The 17,426-nt window shown below is 72.0% G+C and carries 15 protein-coding genes and 1 riboswitch; of the genes, 6 read left to right on the top strand and 9 right to left on the bottom strand.

The features are described from left to right. Nucleotides 1-279 precede the first annotated feature (279 nt). On the top strand, nt 280-453 hold the full coding sequence (locus ACZ7L6_RS27470; protein WP_198948432.1) for a hypothetical protein: 174 nt from the start codon (nt 280-282) through the stop codon (nt 451-453). Between the two features lie 312 nt (nt 454-765). Here ACZ7L6_RS27470 and ACZ7L6_RS27465 read toward each other — a convergent pair whose 3' ends face one another. Then, complete coding sequence (locus ACZ7L6_RS27465) at nt 766-1,590, bottom strand: inositol monophosphatase family protein (RefSeq protein WP_471928327.1); 825 nt, start codon at nt 1,588-1,590, stop codon at nt 766-768. 8 nt (nt 1,591-1,598) lie between these two features. Beyond that, nucleotides 1,599-2,726, bottom strand: coding sequence for a ferrochelatase (locus ACZ7L6_RS27460; protein ID WP_471928325.1), 1,128 nt, complete (start codon nt 2,724-2,726; stop codon nt 1,599-1,601). A 220-nt stretch (nt 2,727-2,946) separates the two neighbouring features. Here ACZ7L6_RS27460 and ACZ7L6_RS27455 point away from each other — a divergent pair, with 220 nt between their 5' ends. The 3 genes from ACZ7L6_RS27455 (at nt 2,947) to sepH (ending at nt 6,974) form a co-directional block, all read left to right on the top strand. Continuing rightward, nucleotides 2,947-4,185 carry an MFS transporter gene (locus tag ACZ7L6_RS27455; RefSeq protein WP_471928323.1) on the top strand — a complete coding sequence of 413 codons (1,239 nt, stop codon included), beginning with the start codon at nt 2,947-2,949 and terminating at the stop codon, nt 4,183-4,185. Further along, on the top strand, nt 4,145-5,464 hold the full coding sequence (locus ACZ7L6_RS27450; RefSeq protein ID WP_471928321.1) for a D-arabinono-1,4-lactone oxidase: 1,320 nt from the start codon (nt 4,145-4,147) through the stop codon (nt 5,462-5,464). The genes ACZ7L6_RS27455 and ACZ7L6_RS27450 overlap by 41 nt, the downstream gene beginning before the upstream one ends. A 463-nt stretch (nt 5,465-5,927) precedes the next feature. Continuing rightward, on the top strand, nt 5,928-6,974 hold the full coding sequence (gene sepH, locus ACZ7L6_RS27445; protein WP_471928319.1) for a septation protein SepH: 1,047 nt from the start codon (nt 5,928-5,930) through the stop codon (nt 6,972-6,974). A gap of 371 nt (nt 6,975-7,345) precedes the next feature. On the opposite strand, the gene ACZ7L6_RS27440 is transcribed toward sepH, so the two are convergent. Continuing rightward, complete coding sequence (locus ACZ7L6_RS27440; RefSeq protein WP_471928317.1) at nt 7,346-8,197, bottom strand: sulfurtransferase; 852 nt, start codon at nt 8,195-8,197, stop codon at nt 7,346-7,348. Nucleotides 8,198-8,492: 295 nt separating this feature from the next. Here ACZ7L6_RS27440 and ACZ7L6_RS27435 point away from each other — a divergent pair, with 295 nt between their 5' ends. Next, nucleotides 8,493-9,296, top strand: coding sequence for a VOC family protein (locus ACZ7L6_RS27435; RefSeq protein ID WP_471928315.1), 804 nt, complete (start codon nt 8,493-8,495; stop codon nt 9,294-9,296). Nucleotides 9,297-9,334: 38 nt separating this feature from the next. Here ACZ7L6_RS27435 and ACZ7L6_RS27430 read toward each other — a convergent pair whose 3' ends face one another. From ACZ7L6_RS27430 to ACZ7L6_RS27415, 4 genes are all read right to left on the bottom strand, one after another. Further along, nucleotides 9,335-9,982 (bottom strand): thymidine kinase, encoded by a 648-nt coding sequence (locus ACZ7L6_RS27430; RefSeq protein WP_471928313.1) that lies wholly within the window; start codon nt 9,980-9,982, stop codon nt 9,335-9,337. Between the two features lie 67 nt (nt 9,983-10,049). Continuing rightward, entirely contained in the window at nt 10,050-11,243 is a 1,194-nt protein-coding gene (locus tag ACZ7L6_RS27425) for an alkaline phosphatase family protein (protein WP_471928311.1), read from the bottom strand. Further along, nucleotides 11,243-11,830, bottom strand: coding sequence for a DUF5998 family protein (locus ACZ7L6_RS27420; RefSeq protein WP_471928309.1), 588 nt, complete (start codon nt 11,828-11,830; stop codon nt 11,243-11,245). Before ACZ7L6_RS27420 ends, ACZ7L6_RS27425 begins: the two co-directional genes overlap by 1 nt. Before the next feature lie 52 nt (nt 11,831-11,882). Next, nucleotides 11,883-14,729, bottom strand: coding sequence for a bifunctional acetate--CoA ligase family protein/GNAT family N-acetyltransferase (locus tag ACZ7L6_RS27415; protein ID WP_471928307.1), 2,847 nt, complete (start codon nt 14,727-14,729; stop codon nt 11,883-11,885). Between the two features lie 177 nt (nt 14,730-14,906). Between ACZ7L6_RS27415 and ACZ7L6_RS27410 the strand changes: the two genes are divergently transcribed. Beyond that, nucleotides 14,907-15,188, top strand: a complete 282-nt coding sequence (locus ACZ7L6_RS27410; protein WP_016432192.1) for an HPr family phosphocarrier protein — start codon at nt 14,907-14,909, stop codon at nt 15,186-15,188. Between the two features lie 168 nt (nt 15,189-15,356). Here ACZ7L6_RS27410 and ACZ7L6_RS27405 read toward each other — a convergent pair whose 3' ends face one another. Both ACZ7L6_RS27405 and ACZ7L6_RS27400 read right to left on the bottom strand, forming a co-directional pair. Beyond that, on the bottom strand, nt 15,357-16,055 hold the full coding sequence (locus ACZ7L6_RS27405) for a GntR family transcriptional regulator (RefSeq protein WP_471928305.1): 699 nt from the start codon (nt 16,053-16,055) through the stop codon (nt 15,357-15,359). Nucleotides 16,056-16,341: 286 nt separating this feature from the next. Continuing rightward, nucleotides 16,342-17,139, bottom strand: a complete 798-nt coding sequence (locus tag ACZ7L6_RS27400) for a M23 family metallopeptidase (protein ID WP_471928303.1) — start codon at nt 17,137-17,139, stop codon at nt 16,342-16,344. 12 nt (nt 17,140-17,151) lie between these two features. Continuing rightward, a riboswitch (cyclic di-AMP (ydaO/yuaA leader) is annotated at nt 17,152-17,316 on the bottom strand. Between the last annotated feature and the right edge of the window lie 110 nt (nt 17,317-17,426).

The raw sequence follows: 17,426 nt of genomic DNA, 5'->3' as shown, positions 1-17,426 counted from the left end.
GGGTGTGAAGCCCGGGAATGCGAGATTTTCTCTTCCGGTTGAGGTTTCCGCGGAAGGGAGCGGGGGGAGGACGGCTTGTACACCCCGCGATCACGCTCTGCTTGTGCCGCACCACCATGCGGTACGAGGCGATCCGCTTTCCGCAGAGTGGGTGTGGGTGTCCGGCACCGTCGCCGCCCAGCAGGGCAGCGCTGGGCATCTACTGGAGACGTGATCGCCCCTTCCGAACGGCACACCCCCGTGCCACCGACCCACCGACCCAGGACGAGGGGGCGCAGCATGGACGCATTCACCGCAGGACTTCTGCAGCGCATAAAGGCGACCGAGTCCGACCTGACGCGGGCTCGTGACGAGGGCGACGACTTCCTCGTCGAGGTGGAGCAGGGCGAGCTCGACGACCTGCGCCGCCTCGCCGCCGAGCACGGTGTGGAGGTCGGCGCGTACAGCGTCTGATCAGCTCGTGAGCACGACAGCGGGCCCCCGGCGAATCCAGCGCCGGGGGCCGTTGCGTACTCCACCAACGCCGGGTGACAGCCCACCACCAACGCCGGGTGAGAGCCCACCAACCTCACTGGGCCGACGACACCGGCCGCGAGGGAGCCGCAGGGGCGCGCCGGTGTCGAGGGCACGAGCGCGCGGAGGCGCGCAGCGCCGAGCACGGTCGTGCCCTCGACACCGGCATGTGGCGCCCCGTAGGCGACCGAGCCAGACATTCGGCACACCAGCTGCAGGGCTGACCCCGCAGCGCCGCTGGCGAACCCCCCGTCAGTCGTGCCAGGCCCCAAACTCCTCCAACAGCCGCTGAAGCGGCTCGAACACCCCCGGCGTCGCTGCGACCGCCAGATCGCGCGACGGCCGCTCTCCAGGCCGCCCACCGGTCAGCGCGCCCGCCTCCCGGGCGATCAGGTCCCCCGCCGCCAGGTCCCAGGGGTTCAGGCCCCGCTCGTAGTACCCGTCCAGGCGTCCCGCAGCCAGGTCGCACAGGTCGACCGCCGCTGAGCCCCCGCGCCGGATGTCACGCAGCATCGGGATCAGCCTCTGGGCGACGTCGGCCTGATGGCGGCGAACCTCGGTGACGTAGTTGAAGCCGGTCGACACCAGCGCCTGGTCGAGGGGCGCTGCAGGCCGGCAGCCGAGCCTCCGCTCGCCGTCCCACGCTCCCGTGGCCCACGCACCGCCCCCGCGCACCGCGTGGTACGTCTCCCCGCGCATGGGGGCGGCGACGACCCCCACCACCGCCTCCCCGTCCTGCTCGGCGGCGATGGAGACCGACCAGGTCGGCAGTCCGTACAGGTAGTTGACCGTGCCGTCGAGGGGGTCGATCACCCAGCGGACGCCGCTCGTGCCCTCGGTGGAGGCGCCCTCCTCGCCGAGGAAGCCGTCGTCCGGGCGGTGCTCGGAGATCAGGTTCGTGATCAGCTTCTCGGCCGCGATGTCCATCTCGGTGACGACGTCGATCGGGCTGGACTTGGTCGCGGCGACCGCGAGGTCGGCCGGGCGGCCGTCGCGCAGCAGCTCGCCCGCGCGACGGGCGGCCTCCCGGGCCACGGTGAGCAGTTCCGTGTGCAGAGGGTCGAGGGGGTCGGTCACGGGGCTCCTCAGGCGTAGGGGCTGTCGGCGCCCGCGGCGGCGGGCTTGGGCGCGCGGGACGGGCAGCAGCCCACCGGGCAGAGGTTGTGACTCGCACCGAGCGCGCCGAGGGCGCACGGGGTGACCTCTTCCGCGCGCTCCACGGCGGCGCGCTCCAGGACGAGGTCGCGGATCGCGGCGGCGAAGCGCGGGTCGTCGCCGACGGTGGCGGAGCGGCGCATCGGCAGGCCCAGCTCCTCGGCCTTGGCCTTGGCCTCCGTGTCGAGGTCGTAGAGGACCTCCATGTGGTCGGAGACGAAGCCGATGGGGGCGATCACGACCGCGGGGACGCCGGCCGCGTGGCGCTCCTCCAGGTGGTCGCAGATGTCCGGCTCCAGCCACGGGATGTGCGGGGCGCCGGAGCGGGACTGGTAGACGAGCTGCCAGGGGTGGTCGACGCCGGTGCGCTCGCGGACGGCGTCGGCGATCAGCTGCGCGACGTCCAGGTGCTGGGCGACGTACGCGCCGCCGTCGCCGTGGTCCTCGACCGGGCCGGAGCTGTCGGCGGCCGCGGTCGGGATCGAGTGGGTCGAAAAGGCGATGTGGGCGCCGTCGCGGACCTCCTCGGGGAGGTCGGCGAGGGACTCGGTCACACCGTCGATCATCGGCTCCAGGAAGCCGGGGTGGTTGAAGTAGTGCCGCAGCTTGTCGATCTTCGGCAGCTCCAGGCCCTCGGCCTCCAGGGCGGCGAGCGAGTCGGCGAGGTTCTCGCGGTACTGGCGGCAGCCCGAGTAGGAGGCGTAGGCGCTGGTGGCGAGGACGAGGATGCGGCGGCGGCCGTCGGCGACCATCTCGCGCAGCGTGTCCGTCAGGTACGGCGCCCAGTTGCGGTTGCCCCAGTAGATCGGCAGATCCAGGCCGTGCTCGGCGAAGTCCTTGCGCAGGGCGTCCAGCAGGGCACGGTTCTGGTCGTTGATGGGGCTGACGCCGCCGAACAGGTAGTAGTGCTCGCCGACTTCCTTCAGGCGTTCCTTGGGGATGCCCCGCCCGCGCGTGACGTTCTCCAGGAACGGGATCACGTCGTCCGGGCCCTCGGGGCCGCCGAAGGAGAGCAGCAGCAGGGCGTCGTAGGGGTTGGCATCGCGCGCGTCTGGCATGGGTCGATCCTGTCATCCGGTACTGACAGCCGGGAAACGGCGGGGTGACCACCCGGGTTCCCGGTTCGTCCGGCAGGGTGCGTTAGGGTCGCTCGTAAGCTGTATCGGCTGTCCACGCGCCTTACTGAGACGCCCTGAGTTTCCTGAGCCTTACCGAGCCGCCCCGAGCCTTCCCGAGCCGCCGCAGTCCGCGCTGCTCCCGCCCGACCGGAGACCCCCCGTGCCCAGCCCCTACCGCGCCCTGTTCGCCGCCCCCGGCACCAAGGGCTTCTCCGCCGCGGGCTTCCTCGGCCGGATGCCGCTGTCGATGATGGGCATCGGCGTGGTCACGATGATCTCGCAGCTGACCGGGCGGTACGGCCTCGCCGGCGCCTTGTCGGCCACCATCGCGCTCGCCGCGGCCGTGGCGGGGCCGCAGGTCTCCCGGCTGGTCGACCAGTACGGGCAGCGCCGGGTGCTCCGTCCGGCGACGCTGGTCTCGCTCGCGGCGGGCGCCGTGCTGCTGTTCGCCGCGCACTACGGGTGGCCGGACTGGGTTCTGTTCGTGGCGTGCGTCGGCATCGGCTGCGTGCCCAGCGTCGGGGCGATGACCCGCGCCCGCTGGGCAGCGCTGTACCGGGAGACGCCTCAGCTGCACACCGCGTACTCCTTCGAGTCCGTGATCGACGAGGTGTGCTTCATCTTCGGGCCGATCATCTCCATCGGCCTGTCCACCGCGTGGTTCCCGGAGGCCGGTCCGTTGCTCGCCGGCTGCTTCCTGGCGGTCGGTGTCTTCTGGCTGACCGCACAGCGGGCCACCGAGCCCGCGCCGCATCCGCGCGAGCGCCACGGCGGCAGCTCGGCCCTGCGCTCGGCGGGACTGCAGGTCCTGGTGGCCACTTTCGTGGCGACCGGAGCGATCTTCGGGTCCGTCGACGTGGTCACCGTCGCCTTCGCCGACGAGCAGGGCCACAAGGGCGCCGCGAGCGTGGTCCTCGCGCTGTACGCGGCGGGCTCCTGTGCGGCCGGCCTCGTCTTCGGGCTCCTGCGCTTCAAGGGGGCGCCCGAACCTCGCTGGCTGCTGGGCATATGCGCGATGGCCGTGAGTATGATCCCCCTCCTACTGGTCGGAAACTTGCCGTTTCTGGCCGTGGCGCTGTTCGCCTCGGGCATGGCCGTCGCTCCCACGATGATCACCACCATGTCCCTGATCGAAGAGCACGTACCACGCGCGCAACTGACCGAGGGCATGACCTGGGTGAGCACCGGGCTCGCGGTCGGGGTCGCGCTCGGCTCCTCCGCGGCCGGCTGGGTGATCGACGCGGCCGGTGCGGACGCCGGGTACGGGGTTCCGGCGGTGTCCGGGGCCGTCGCGGTCGCGGTCGGTTTCCTGGGGTACCGCCGGCTCAGCAGGCCGGCTCCGCGTCGGGGAGGCACCGTTGAGCAGCACAGCGAGCGGCAGGAACGGCACGTGGCGTAACTGGGGCGGCAATGTCGCCGCTCGCCCCGCGCGGGAGGTCACTCCGGCCTCCGTGGAGGAGCTGTCCGCGGCGATACGCCGGGCCGCCGAGGACGGCCTGAAGGTGAAGGCGGTCGGCAGCGGACATTCCTTCACGTCCATTGCCGCCACGGACGGTGTGTTGATCCGCCCTCAACTGTTGACCGGCATCCGCGGCATCGACCGTGCGGCCATGACCGTCACGGTCGAGGCCGGTACCCCGCTCAAGAGACTCAACATGGCCCTGGCGCGCGAGGGCCTGTCGCTCACGAACATGGGCGACATCATGGAGCAGACGGTCTCCGGCGCCACCAGCACCGGCACCCACGGCACGGGCCGTGACTCCGCCTCGATCGCCGCCCAGATCAAGGGGCTTGAGCTGGTGACGGCCGACGGCTCGGTGCTCACCTGTTCCGAGAAGGAGAACCCTGAGGTCTTCGCGGCCGCGCGCATCGGCCTCGGCGCGCTCGGCATCGTCACCGCGATCACGTTCGCCGTGGAGCCGATCTTCCTGCTCTCCGCGCGCGAGGAGCCGATGCCGTTCGACAAGGTCCTCGCGGACTTCGACGAACTCTGGACGGAGAACGAGCACTTCGAGTTCTACTGGTTCCCGCACACCGGCAGCACCAACACCAAGCGCAACAACCGCAGCGCGGGACCCGAGAAGCCGGTGGGGCAGGTCGCGGGCTGGCTCGAGGACGAGTTCCTCTCCAACGGCGTGTTCCAGGTAGCCCAGTGGGTCGGCCGCGCGGTGCCGGCCACGATCCCGGCGATCGCCCGGATCTCCAGCAAGGCGCTGTCCGCGCGGACTTACACCGACATCCCCTACAAGGTCTTCACATCACCGCGCCGGGTGCGGTTCATTGAGATGGAATACGCCGTTCCGCGCGAGGCCGTCGTCGAGACGCTGCGCGAACTGAAGGCCATGGTCGACCGTTCCGGCCTCAGGGTCAGCTTCCCCGTCGAGGTGCGCACCGCTCCGGCCGACGACATCACGCTGTCCACCGCCTCGGGCCGCGACAGCGCCTACATCGCCGTCCACATGGCCAAGGGCACCCCGTACCAGCGGTACTTCACCGCTGCCGAGCGGATCTTCACCGCGCACGAGGGGCGGCCGCACTGGGGCAAGGTGCACACGCGGGACGCCGAGTACTTCGCCCAGGTCTATCCGCGTTTCGGCGAGTTCACGACACTGCGGGACCGGCTCGACCCCGACCGCCGGTTCCAGAACGACTACTTGCGGCGGGTGTTGGGGGCGTAGCGGTCGACCGGCCCAGCCGACCCACTCGACCAACTGCGCGGGAACGGGACGTACGGACGAAAGCATTAGTTCCGTTTCTGACGTTTGCGTGAAGTACGCCACTTTGAAGATCCTAAAAACGCTCAACCGGCGGCCGGGTCACGCCTCTTGCCAGAAGTTGGGCGGCGTGCCAATCCACGCACGTGGCCCAAATGGAGTACTGTTGCGAGCCCTGGGTCCGGTCTCCCGCCAGGGCGTCCGCGACCTTCAAGGACCGCCGGGAGGGGGCTAGTTGCACAGGGTGACGGAGTTGGTCACTTAGCGTTGCGAATAGGTAACCGTGCCATAACGGCGATCCAGGGCCCGCGCCCGACACGCCGGGCAACTCGGCAAGGTTGTGGCAGGCTGCACCCGGGCAGGCCACACTCGACTAGCGGAAGCAGCGACGCACGTGACGTCGGCAGGCACCACCCGGGAGGTCCCCATGCCCGAACTGCGTGTCGTGGCCGTCTCGAATGACGGCACACGGCTGGTGCTGAAGGCTGCCGACTCTACGGAGTACACGCTTCCGATCGACGAGCGCCTGCGCGCCGCCGTCCGCGGCGACCGCCCCCGCCTCGGCCAGATCGAGATCGAGGTCGAGAGCCATCTCCGCCCCCGCGACATCCAGGCGCGTATACGCGCTGGTGCCACCGCGGAAGAGGTCGCCCAGCTCGCCGGCATCCCCGTCGACCGCGTACGGCGCTTCGAGGGCCCCGTGCTCGCCGAGCGCGCCTTCATGGCCGAACGAGCCCGCAAGACTCCCGTCCGCCGCCCCGGCGAGAACGCCGCCGGGCCGCAGCTCGGCGAGGCCGTGCAGGAGCGGCTGCTGCTGCGCGGTGCCGAGAAGGACAGCGTGCAGTGGGACTCCTGGCGCCGGGACGACGGCACCTGGGAGGTACTGCTGGTCTACCGGGTGGCGGGCGAACCGCACTCGGCGAGCTGGACGTACGACCCGCCCCGGCGGCTCGTCCAGGCCGTCGACGACGAGGCGCGCTCGCTGATCGGCGAGTCCGACGACCTCGCCGCGCCGGAGCCCAGCTTCCCGTTCGTGCCGCGTATCGCCCGGCTTCCGCGCGAGCGTTCGATGGACCGTGCCCTCGAGACCGCGCGGCCGAGCCTGCCGGCCCAGGCCTCCGAACCGGCCGAGGAGACCACGGAGGACCGGGACTCGCTGACCAGCCTGCTGGAGGCGGTGCCCAGCTTCCGTGGCGACCTGGTGGTGCCGGAGCGCCCGGTGGAACCGGACACGGAGGAGCCTCCCGCCGCCGAACCGGCCGAGGAGGAACCTCCCGCCCCCGCGGCCTCGGCCGGTGCCGGCTCCGCCTACGCGGACGTCCTCATGCCCCGCTCCGTCGGCAGCCACCGCGACCGCCTCATCGGCGCCACGGACCGCCAGGCCGAAGCGGACGGCGTCCGTCCTGGCCGCCGGGCCGCCGTCCCGAGCTGGGACGAGATCGTGTTCGGGACGCGCAGGAAGAAGCAGGAGTAGTCGGCGGTACGGCTGTTGGATTCGGCCGTACGAGGACGAGGGCCGCGTTGGTCGCAACGCGGCCCTCGGTCTGCGCGGGGCTGTGGCGCAACGGCGACGGGAACCAGTGACGCCTGCTGGGCGCACGGTCGCGGAGTTTCGCGCACGCCGGAGGTCGGCACGTCAGCGGAGCCGGCGGGCCCGATCGACCGACGTAGCCTGCCGGCCGGATCCACCGCCACGGCCGACCCTAGGGGCCGACGCAGCCCGCAGGCCCGACCGGCCGACGCAGCCTGGAGAGGCCGCACCCGCAGCGCCGGGTTGCGCGGCGCCCCCCGCCTCGGCCCCAGCGCCGGGTGCCGCGCACCCCACGGATCGCCCCTGCTCCCGCCCTACTGCGGATCCGCCCCCACAGCCACCGGCCGCGAAGGATCCGACGACCACTCCGACCACGAACCGACGTACAGCGCCGCCGGAATGCCCGCGACCGCCAGGGCCAGCACCTCATGCGCGCCGGAGACGCCCGAGCCGCAGTACACGCCGACTTCCGTTTCCTCGGAGGCGCCCAGCATCTTGAAGCGCGCCCGGAGTTCCGCGGCGGGCAGGAAGCGGCCGTCGGCTCCGACGTTCTCGTTCGTGGGCGCGGACACGGCGCCCGGGATGTGGCCGCCGCGCGGATCGATCGGCTCCACCTCGCCGCGGTACCGCTCCCCCGCACGGGCGTCCAGCAGCACCCCGGATCGGGCGAGCGCCGCGGCACCGTCGGCGTCGAGCAGCCCCGTCGCCCCCGGCGCCGGCTCGAAGTCGCCCTCCGCCGGAGTCGGTACGGACGTCTCCACGGGCCCCTCCCAGGCCGGCAGTCCGCCGTCGAGGACCCGCACATCCGGGTGACCCGTCCAGCGCAGCAGCCACCACGCGCGGGCCGCTGCCCAACCCTGCCCGCCGTCGTACACGACGACCGGCGTCCGGGACGACACGCCCGACCGGCGCATCGCCGCGCCGAATTCGGCCAGGTCCGGCAACGGGTGACGGCCGCGCTGACCGGGCGCGGAGGCCAGTTCCCGGTCCAGGTCGACGTAGACCGCGCCGGGGATGTGCCCGGCCTCGTACGCGGCCCGGCCGTCGAACGGCGGCTCACCGGCCGCCTTGGCCAGGCTGAGCTGCCAGCGGACGTCGAGCAGCACCGGCGGGTTCTCGCCCGCCAGTTCGCTCGCGAGTTCGGATGCGGAGATGATGGCGTTCATGGTCACCATCCTTGCGCACGGGGTGGCCGAGTCGCCCGGCTCCGGTTACTCTGCCCGCCGGACAGGCCCGATCACGAGGCGTACGGGATCAGGCACATGCTGTACAGCCGATCGACATCCGTCGGCAATCGCACGGAAACGGGCGGTAAATCGCACACCGGGCATCCTCCGGGCACCGGCCGTCGTGCGGCGGCGCGCCCGCAGCGCGCGCGGCCACGGGTGGTGCAGCATCGGCTCGGGGGTCCGGACAGCGGAAGCGACGCGGCCACCGCGAGGGGCCGAGGAGAGAGTGACGATGACCGATGCACGGGGGTCGGCCGGCCCGAACGGCGACACGCACGCCCGGCACGCGCCCGGCACGCCCTGCTGGGTGAGCCTGATGGTGCACGGGCCGGCCGCGACCCAGGAGTTCTACGGAGCGCTGTTCGGCTGGGAGTTCCAGCCGGGCCCCCAGCAACTCGGCCCCTATGTACGGGCCCTGCTCGACGGCCGTGAGGTGGCCGGCATCGGCCAGCTGCCGCCCGACCGCCACCTGCCCATCGCCTGGACTCCCTACTTCGCCTCGAACGACGTGGACCTGACCGCCGAGACGGTACGGCTGTGCGGCGGCACCGTCGGCGTGGGACCGCTGGACGCCGCCGAGGCCGGCCGGCTGGCGATCTGCTCCGACCCCGCCGGCGCCGTCTTCGGCGTGTGGCAGACGGCGGCCCACCGCGGCACCGACGTCACCGGCGTGCCCGGCACCCCCGCCTGGAACGAGCTGCTGACCTTCGAGACCGTGAACGTCGCCAAGTTCTACGAGACCGTGTTCGCCTTCGAGGAGGAGCCGGTGGTCTCCGCCGACCTGGACTACGTCACCCTGCACATCGGCGGCCGCCCGGTCGCCGGTATCCACGGCGTCGGCCACGCCCTGCCCCGGGACCGGGGCCCGCACTGGATGACGTACTTCGAAGTCGCCGACACGGACGAGACGCTGGCCCGGATCGTCGAGCTCGGCGGCCATGTCCTCGCACCGGCCCACGACAGCGCCCACGGCCGCGTTGCGACGGTGTCGGACCCGGAAGGGGCGCGGTTCTCCCTCATCGAGAACCCGCACTGACGGTGCCCGGCAGCCGGGCTGCCGAACGGGACGGCCGCTCAGACCGGCTGCACCGGCAGGACGTCGGGCGACAGCGCCGCGGCCCGTGCGCTTGCCGCCGTCATACGGCGGCGGTGGTGGCGGCGGCACAGCACCTCGTAGCCGACGGCGTCCGCCTGGTTGACGTCGCCGACGACCACCTGGGCGCCCTCGACGACCATCTCCCCGCCTATCGTGCGGGCGTTGTGCGTGGCGCGGGCGCCGCACCAGCACAGGGCCTCGACCTGGAGCACCTCGACCCGGTCGGCGAGTTCCACCAGGCGCTGGGAGCCGGGGAACAGCTTGCTGCGGAAGTCGGTCGTGATGCCGAAGGCGTAGACGTCGAGGCCCAGGTCGTCGACCACGCGCGCGAGTTGGTCGATCTGCTCCGGTGCGAGGAACTGGGCCTCGTCGGCGATGACGTAGTCCGCGCGGCCGCCCTGGGAGAGGTGGTCGACGAGATGGGCGTACAGGTCGGCGCCGTCCTCGACCTCCACCGCGTCCGTGACCAGGCCGAGCCGGGAGGACAGTTTGCCCTCGCCCGCGCGGTCGTCACGGGTGAAGATCATGCCCTGCAGACCACGCGCCGAACGGTTGTGCTCGATCTGGAGAGCCAGCGTCGACTTCCCGCAGTCCATCGTTCCGCAGAAGAACACCAGCTCGGGCATGTGGAGTTGAGCACCTTTCGGTGAAGGGATCGGTCCGCTGTGGCGGACGGACGAGGCGGGCAGGGCGTCAGGAGCGTACTTCGAGCAGGGGGACCAGCTGCTCGGCGGGGGTCATCGAACCGTGGTTGCCGACCATCACCGACTCCTTCGGCTCCCGCTCGGACGCGATGATCAGGACGTCGTCCCGCGCGGCCGCGATCACATCGCCGAGACGGTCGTAGACCCGTTCGTCGATCCGTGGCCCGAACCAGCCCGCCGCGATCGCCTCGTCCCGCGAGGCCACCCAGAACTGTTCGCCGAGGACCTCGCGCCAGCAGGTCAGGACGTCCTGCTCGGCGCCCGGCACCGCGTACACGTGCCGCGCGCGGCCCTCGCCGCCGAGGAGGGCGACGCCGGCACGCAGCTCCCAGTCCTCGTCGAAGTCGATGCGGTGCTGTTCGTCGAAGGGCACGTCGATCATCCCGTGGTCGGCGGTGACGTAGAGCGCGCTGCGCGGCGGGAGCTGCTCGGCGAGGCGCTGGACGAGCCGGTCGACGTACATGAGCTGGCCGCGCCAGGTGTCCGAGTCGACGCCGAAGCGGTGCCCGGCGCCGTCCAGCTCGGCGTAGTACGTGTAGACCAAGGAGCGGTCACCGGCGGCCAGTTGCTCGGCGGCGAGGTCCATGCGGTCCTCGCCGGTCAGCCGTCCGACGAACGTTCCGCCGCTGAGCGCGACCTTGGTCAGCGGGGTGTTCTCGAACGTGGGTGACGACACCTGGGCCGCGTGCACGCCCGCGCGGTGCGCCAGCTCGAAGACGGTGGGGTACGGCTGCCAGGCGCGCGGCGACGTCCACGGCTGCCAGCGCAGCTGGTTCATCAGCTCGCCGGTCTCCGGGTTGCGCACGGTGTAGCCGGGCAGGCCGTGCGCGCCGGGCGGCAGGCCGGTGCCGATGGAGGCGAGGGAGGTCGCGGTGGTCGCCGGGTAGCCGGCGGTGATCGGGCGTCCGGTGCCGCCGCGCGAGCTGCCGAGCAGGGAGCTCATGAAGGGGGCGTCTTCCGGGTGCGCCTTCAGCTGCTCCCAGCCGAGGCCGTCGATCAGGAACACGCAGTTCCGGTCGGCGGGGGTCAGCTCGGGGATCGCGGCGGTCATGTCCGGTACGGCCATGCCGGCGGCCAGCGTGGGCAGCAGATCGGCGAGCGAGCCGCTGCCGTACTCGGGGGGCGGCGCGGAGGTGACGGCGAGGGGTTCCGGATGGGGATCCCAGGCGGTGTGCTGGACCATCAGCGGGCGACGTCCGCGGTCGCCTCGGAGAGGGCCTGCGCGAAGACGAGCGCCTGGCGCACCGTCTCCGGGCCGTCACCGGCCTCGCTGACCCGGAGGCTGAGGTCGTCCGCCGTCGAGTTGCCCGTGTAGCCGTGGTCGGCCTCGCAGTTGGGGTCGCCGCAGGCGGCGGGCTCCAGGTCGATGCGGGAGACGGCGCCCCAGCCGATGGTCAGGACGACCTCGCGGGGCAGGGTGCCCGGCGTGTACTGCTCCGGGTTGGCGACGACGCGGCTGACGACGACCGACGAGATCCGGCCGAGCTTCACGGACTCCGTGGACGTCGTGGCGTACGGCGTCGGGGAGGTGTTGTCCGCGGCCTGCTCGTCGGTGTGGCTGACGATGAAGCGGTTGCCGGTGAGGACGAGCACGGTCACGTGCCGCCGCACCTCGTTCTGGTCGAACGTCGTCTCCTGATGGACCAGGTACGACCGGATGGGCTCGCCGCCCACAGCGGCCTCCACCGCCTCGGCCACGAGGGCCGGGTAGTAGCCGCTGCGCTCGATCGCCGCACGCAGCCCCTGGGTCGTCGTACTGGTCTTGGCCATGACGCCCATCCTACGGGGGACCACTGACTGCGAGGGACCGCTCACGGCGGTCTCAGTACGCGGGGAGGGTCCTCGGCCCGAGGTCGTCGCGGGCGGGTGGCGGTGCGAGGCGTACGGAGGCGCCGAGCACGCTCAGGCCGTGGGTGGCGACGACGACCGGTTCCAGGGTGACCGCGACGACCTCCGGGTGGTCGTCGACCAGCCTCGACACCCGCAGCAGCAGCTCCTCCAGGGCAGGTGTGTCGACGGGTGCGGAGCCGCGCCAGCCGAACAGGAGCGGTGCCGTACGGATCGAGCGGACGATCGAGGTGGCCTCCCGGTCGGTGACCGGGATCAGCCGGTGCGCCATGTCCCCGAGCAGCTGGGAGGCGGCTCCGGCGAGCCCGAAGGACAGCACGGCGCCGGCCGCCGGGTCGATCACGGCCCTTACGACGGTGTCCACACCGCGCGGTGCCATGCTCTGCACGACCGGTCGCAGCTCCTCGGGCTTGCCGAACAGGGCGGTCAACTCGGCGTACGCCCGCCGCAGTTGCTCCTCGTCCGCGAGATCGAGCCGTACGCCGCCGAGGTCGGCGCGGTGGCGCAGGTGGGGTGCGGTGGCCTTGAGGGCGACGGGGTAGCCGAGGGTGCGGGCGGCGTCGGCGGCGGCGTCCGGGGTGGGGGCGTGCAGGGCGCGGTGCACCTGGATGCCGTACTTGCCGAGCAGGTCACAGGTCTCGTCCGTGCCGAGCGTGAGCCCTTGCCCGCGCGCGAGCAGTCCGTCGATCAGCTGGGCGGCCCCCTTCTCGTCGATGTCCTCGTACTCGGGCACCTTGCCGGGGTCGGCGGCCTCGCGCCGCCACTGGGAGTACTTGACGGCTTCGGCGAGGGCACGGACGGCGCGTTCGGCGGCGGGGTAGGCGGGGATGAGGCGCGGGGCGTTCTCATCGGTGTCCGGCTGTTCGGGCTGCGGGTCGGCCGGGAAGTCCAGGGGGCGGAAGGGGTGGGCGCGGCTCGCGGTGCCGGGCGCCTTCGTGCCCGCCTTGGGGGCAGTGCTCGCCGCGGCCGACAGTGCTTCCGCGAGGCCGCCGAGCTCGACGTGCACGACCAGCACCGGCTTGCCCGGCACGCGCTCGGCCGCCGACCTCAGGGCCTGAGCCAGCTCCGCATCGCCGGTCGACGCGTCCCCGATCGCCGGTATGGCGGTGACGACGACCGCGTCGCACGTCTCGTCGGCCAACGCGCGCGACAACGCCGCGTGGAAGTCCGCCGCCGACGCCCCCGTCGTCAGGTCCAGCGGCGGCAGCGGCCGCAGCCCCTCGGACAGGCACGCGTCGTACGTCAGCAGCCCCAGCGACTCGGAGTTCCCCAGGATCGCCACGCGCGGCCCGGCCGGCAGCGGCTGGCGCGCGAGGAGCAGCCCCGCGTCCACCAGCTCGGTGATCGTGTCCACCCGGATCACCCCGGCCTGCCGCAGCAGCGCGGACACGGTGGCGTGCGGCAACCGCGTCGCCCGTACCGCGTGCCCTTGCGGCGCCGCGCCGCCGTGCCGCGCCCCCTGCACCACGACCAACGGCTTCGCGGCCGCCGTACGCCGGGCGAGGCGGGTGAACTTGCGGGGGTTGCCGATGGACTCCAGGTACATCAGTACGACATCGGTGTCGGGGTCGTCGTACCAGTACTGCAGGACGTCGTTGCCGGACACGTCGGCCCGGTTGCCGGACGAGACGAAGGTCGACACACCGGTGACGCCGGTCACCCCGCCGCCGCGACGGTGCAGCCGGGACAGCAGTGCGATCCCGATCGCACCGGACTGCGCGAACAGCCCGATGCGTCCCGGGCGGGGCATCTGGGGCGCCAGTGAGGCGTTCAGGCGGACGCTCGCCGCTGTGTTGATGACCCCGAAGGCGTTCGGCCCGATGATGCGCATACCGTACGCGCGCGCGTGCCGGACGAGCGCACGCTGCCGCTCGCGGCCGTCGGGCCCGCTCTCGGCGTACCCGGCGGAGACCACGACCAGCCCCTGCACGCCGTGCTCACCGCACTCGGCGACCACCTCGGGGACGTGCTCGGCGGGCACGGCGACCACCGCGAGGTCGACCGGCCCGTCGATGTCCCGCACGGAGCGGTGGGCCGGCACTCCGTCGAGCTCCTTGAGGTCCTCCGGCAACGCCTTGTTCACGGCGTGCAGCCGCCCCGTGAACCCGGCGTCCCTGATGTTGTCCAGGACGCTGCGGCCCACCCCGCCCGGCATGCGGCCGACGCCGATGACGGCTACGGAACCGGGCACCAGCAGCCGCTGCACGGATCGCGCCTCGGCGCGCTGCTCGCGCGCGTACTGCACGGCGAGCGAGCGGTCCGTCGGCTCCAGGTCGAACTCCAGGCGTACGACGCCGTCCTCGAAGCTGCGCTTCTGGGTGTACCCGGCGTCGGTGAACACCTTGATCATCTTGGTGTTGGCGGGCAGCACCTCGGCGGCGAAGCGGCGGATGTCGCGCTCGCGGGCGACGGCGGCGATGTGTTCGAGGAGGGCGGAGGCGACGCCGCGGCCCTGGTGGGCGTCCTGCACGAGGAAGGCGACCTCGGCCTCGTCGGCGGGTGCCGACGCGGGCGTTCCGTCGGGGCCGATCCGGTCGTAGCGTACGGTTGCGATGAACTCGCCGCCCACCGTGGCCGCGAGTCCCACCCGGTCCACAAAGTCGTGGTGCGTGAAGCGGTGGACGTCCTTCGCGGACAGACGCGGGTAGGGCGCGAAGAAGCGGTAGTACTTCGACTCGTCCGACACCTGCTCGTAGAAGCTGACCAGACGCTCGGCGTCATCAACGGTGATGGGGCGGATGCGTGCGGTGCCGCCGTCGCGCAGCACCACGTCGGCTTCCCAGTGGGCGGGGTACTCGTGCCGGTCCGAGGCGCTCTGCATGGGGCCAGAGTACGGCTCGCGTCCGACAACGGCGCGAGGCAGTCTGTGGAGGACGTATGTCGGGTCGAGGCCGCGACCCGACGGTCACCTCAGGAGGGGCGGTTTGTCCCTCCCGGCAGGCTTCACGCGTGTGGGAAACTGGTCTAGACAACCCTGAACACCGAAGGGCAGCATCACATGGCTGAGCGCCGCGTCAACGTCGGCTGGGCCGAGGGCCTTCACGCCCGCCCCGCTTCCATCTTCGTCCGGGCCGCCACGGCCGCAGGTATCCCGGTGACGATCGCCAAGGCCGACGGCAACCCCGTCAACGCGGCCTCCATGCTGGCCGTCCTGGGCCTGGGCGCCCAGGGCGGTGAGGAGATCGTCCTCGCCTCCGACGCCGAGGGTGCGGACGCCGCCCTCGACCGTCTGGCGAAGCTGGTCTCCGAGGGCCTCGAGGAGCTGCCCGAGACGGTCTGAACGGACCGGTCGGATCTCCGCGGTTAGCGGTGAAGCCGCGTCTGCCTTTCCGGCGGACGCGGCTTCGCTGTTTTCGAGCAGCAGTCACAGGAATTCACCGCGGACCCGAAAAAGGGCAGCGGAAATTCCCCGCCGCCGAATATCACCTCTTTGTATACGGCGCCCGTGTTAATGCCGCAGGCTCGGCATGTTTACGGGATGTTGCGAATTCCTCACACGCTCCGCGCGATCAACGCCGCCGGAGCCGAAGCGCAGCCGGTGCGCGGCAGTCGAGCGCTCGGTGTGCAGCGCCGTGATCGCCCGGGCGCGCTCGCCGTCGCCGCGCGCCACCGCGTCCACGATCGCGCCGTGCTCGGTCCAGTACTCCACGGGATCGGCCGGCGACTCCACGGCGTACATCCAGGCGATCTTGTGCCGCAGCTGGGTCAGCATCGAGGTCAGGGCGGGGCTGCCGGAGGCCTGGGCGAGCGTCTCGTGGAACCAGCCCCCCAGGGAGCGCAGGTCGTCGCTGTTCCCCCTCCGGGCCCGCTCCTGGCCCAGCCTGACGAGGCCGCGCAGCACCTTCAGATGGGCCTCGGTGCGCCGCTGGGCGGCCCGGGAGGCGCCGAGCGGCTCCAGGAGGCCGCGCATCTCCAGCAGGTCGGAGGCCTCCTGCTCGGTCGGTTCGGCGACGCACGCGCCCGCGTGCCGCCGGGTCACCACGAAGCCCTCCGCCTCCAGGGTGCGCAGGGCCTCCCGCACGGGGACGCGGGAGACGCCGTAGCGGCGTGCGAGGAGTTCCTCGGTGAGCCGGCTGCCGCGCTCGTAGACACCGGCGACGATGTCGTCCCGGATCGCCGTGCATACCGAGTGCGCCGGAATACGCATGACCGACCTCCGCTTTAATCCCCGTGAAACGTCGACGAATGACGTGTGTTGAGTGACTCTATGGCAACCGGCCGGAATTTCCGACGGCGGGTCGGAATCCAGGGATATTTTTTGGACAGCGGATCGTCTCAGAAACGCCGAAAGCCCCGGCTCGGGGAGCCGGGGGCTTCGGGGTTGCGGTGCAGCGTGAGCCGGGAGCTTCGCGGTTGCGGTGCGTCGCGAGGCGGGGCTTCGGGACTGCGGGTGCTTCGTGCGGCGTGGCTTCGGTGAGACGCCGAGTGAGGCGTCAGACGTTCACGCCGTGCGAGCGGAGGTAGGCGGCGGGGTCGATGTCGGAGCCGTACTCCGCCGTCGTGCGGGCCTCGAAGTGCAGGTGCGGCCCGGTGACGTTGCCGGTGGCGCCGGACAGGCCGATCTGCTGGCCGGGCGTCACGGTCTGCCCGACCGAGACGCCGATGGACGACAGGTGGCCGTACTGGGTGTACGTGCCGTCGTTCATCTTGATCACGACCTGGTTGCCGTACGCCCCGCCCCAGCCGGCCTCCACGACGGTGCCGGCTCCGACCGCGTGGACGGAGGTGCCGCTGGCGGCGTGGAAGTCGACGCCGGTGTGGCTGCCGGAGGACCAGACGGCGCCGCCGGCCTTGTAGCCGGTGGAGATGTACGAGCCGGCGATCGGGGCGACGTAGGACAGCAGGCGCTTGCGCTCGGCCTCGCGGGCGGCGCGCTCCTTGGCCTCGCGCTCCTTCTTGGCCTTCTCGGCCGCCTTCTTGCGCGCGGCCTCCTCGGCGGCCTTCTTGAGGGCCGCGGCCTCCTTGGCGGCCTGCTCCTGTGCGGCGGCCTGGGCGTCGATCTGGTCGGCGATCGAGTTGTCGACGGTGATGACGGGGATGAGGCCCGTCTGCTCCGCGGCCGGTTCGGCGGCGAGCGCCGGGGCGGCCAGGGTGCCTATGACGCCGGTGGCGGTGAGCGCGGCGACGCCGGCCGCGCGGGCCGTGGTGCGCTCGAACCGGCCGGGCCGGCGGTGCTTCCCAGTGGGACGCTTCTTCTCGGTGGACTTCCCGGTGGCGCAGCTGAACGCCATGAAGTGGCTGATCCTTTCCTTCCCTCTCGCCTACCGGGTTAGCTGACGGGTTCGGAGCAGGAAGGTCTCCTACGGGCCCCCTCGCTGGCGCGCGGGCGTCCGATTCACCCCAGGGACTACGGGTGGGTCCCCGGCTCCCCTGGCTCGCGCCGTACGGGGACTCGGCGATGGCTGTCCGGTGCCGCGGGCGCGGCGCACTGCCTGACGGACAGCCCGGAAGACGCTAAACGGGGCATCTTTCAATCCCCAAACGGATCACGGCTTTTGTAGCGCATCCCACAGGCAAT

The sequence above is a fragment of the Streptomyces sp. NPDC107522 genome, assembly GCF_055657525.1.
Note: the sequence above shows the minus strand (reverse complement) of the source record. Positions and strands in the feature narration are given on the sequence as shown.

Coding starts and splice junctions, on each gene's coding strand:
- ACZ7L6_RS27470 (WP_198948432.1), top strand. CDS start 280: ATGGACGCATTCACCGCAGGACTTCTGCAGCGCATAAAGGCGACCGAG.
- ACZ7L6_RS27460 (WP_471928325.1), bottom strand. CDS start 2,726: ATGCCAGACGCGCGCGATGCCAACCCCTACGACGCCCTGCTGCTGCTC.
- sepH (WP_471928319.1), top strand. CDS start 5,928: ATGCCCGAACTGCGTGTCGTGGCCGTCTCGAATGACGGCACACGGCTG.
- ACZ7L6_RS27440 (WP_471928317.1), bottom strand. CDS start 8,197: ATGAACGCCATCATCTCCGCATCCGAACTCGCGAGCGAACTGGCGGGC.
- ACZ7L6_RS27435 (WP_471928315.1), top strand. CDS start 8,493: ATGACCGATGCACGGGGGTCGGCCGGCCCGAACGGCGACACGCACGCC.
- ACZ7L6_RS27430 (WP_471928313.1), bottom strand. CDS start 9,982: ATGCCCGAGCTGGTGTTCTTCTGCGGAACGATGGACTGCGGGAAGTCG.
- ACZ7L6_RS27425 (WP_471928311.1), bottom strand. CDS start 11,243: ATGGTCCAGCACACCGCCTGGGATCCCCATCCGGAACCCCTCGCCGTC.
- ACZ7L6_RS27420 (WP_471928309.1), bottom strand. CDS start 11,830: ATGGCCAAGACCAGTACGACGACCCAGGGGCTGCGTGCGGCGATCGAG.
- ACZ7L6_RS27415 (WP_471928307.1), bottom strand. CDS start 14,729: ATGCAGAGCGCCTCGGACCGGCACGAGTACCCCGCCCACTGGGAAGCC.
- ACZ7L6_RS27410 (WP_016432192.1), top strand. CDS start 14,907: ATGGCTGAGCGCCGCGTCAACGTCGGCTGGGCCGAGGGCCTTCACGCC.
- ACZ7L6_RS27405 (WP_471928305.1), bottom strand. CDS start 16,055: ATGCGTATTCCGGCGCACTCGGTATGCACGGCGATCCGGGACGACATC.
- ACZ7L6_RS27400 (WP_471928303.1), bottom strand. CDS start 17,139: ATGGCGTTCAGCTGCGCCACCGGGAAGTCCACCGAGAAGAAGCGTCCC.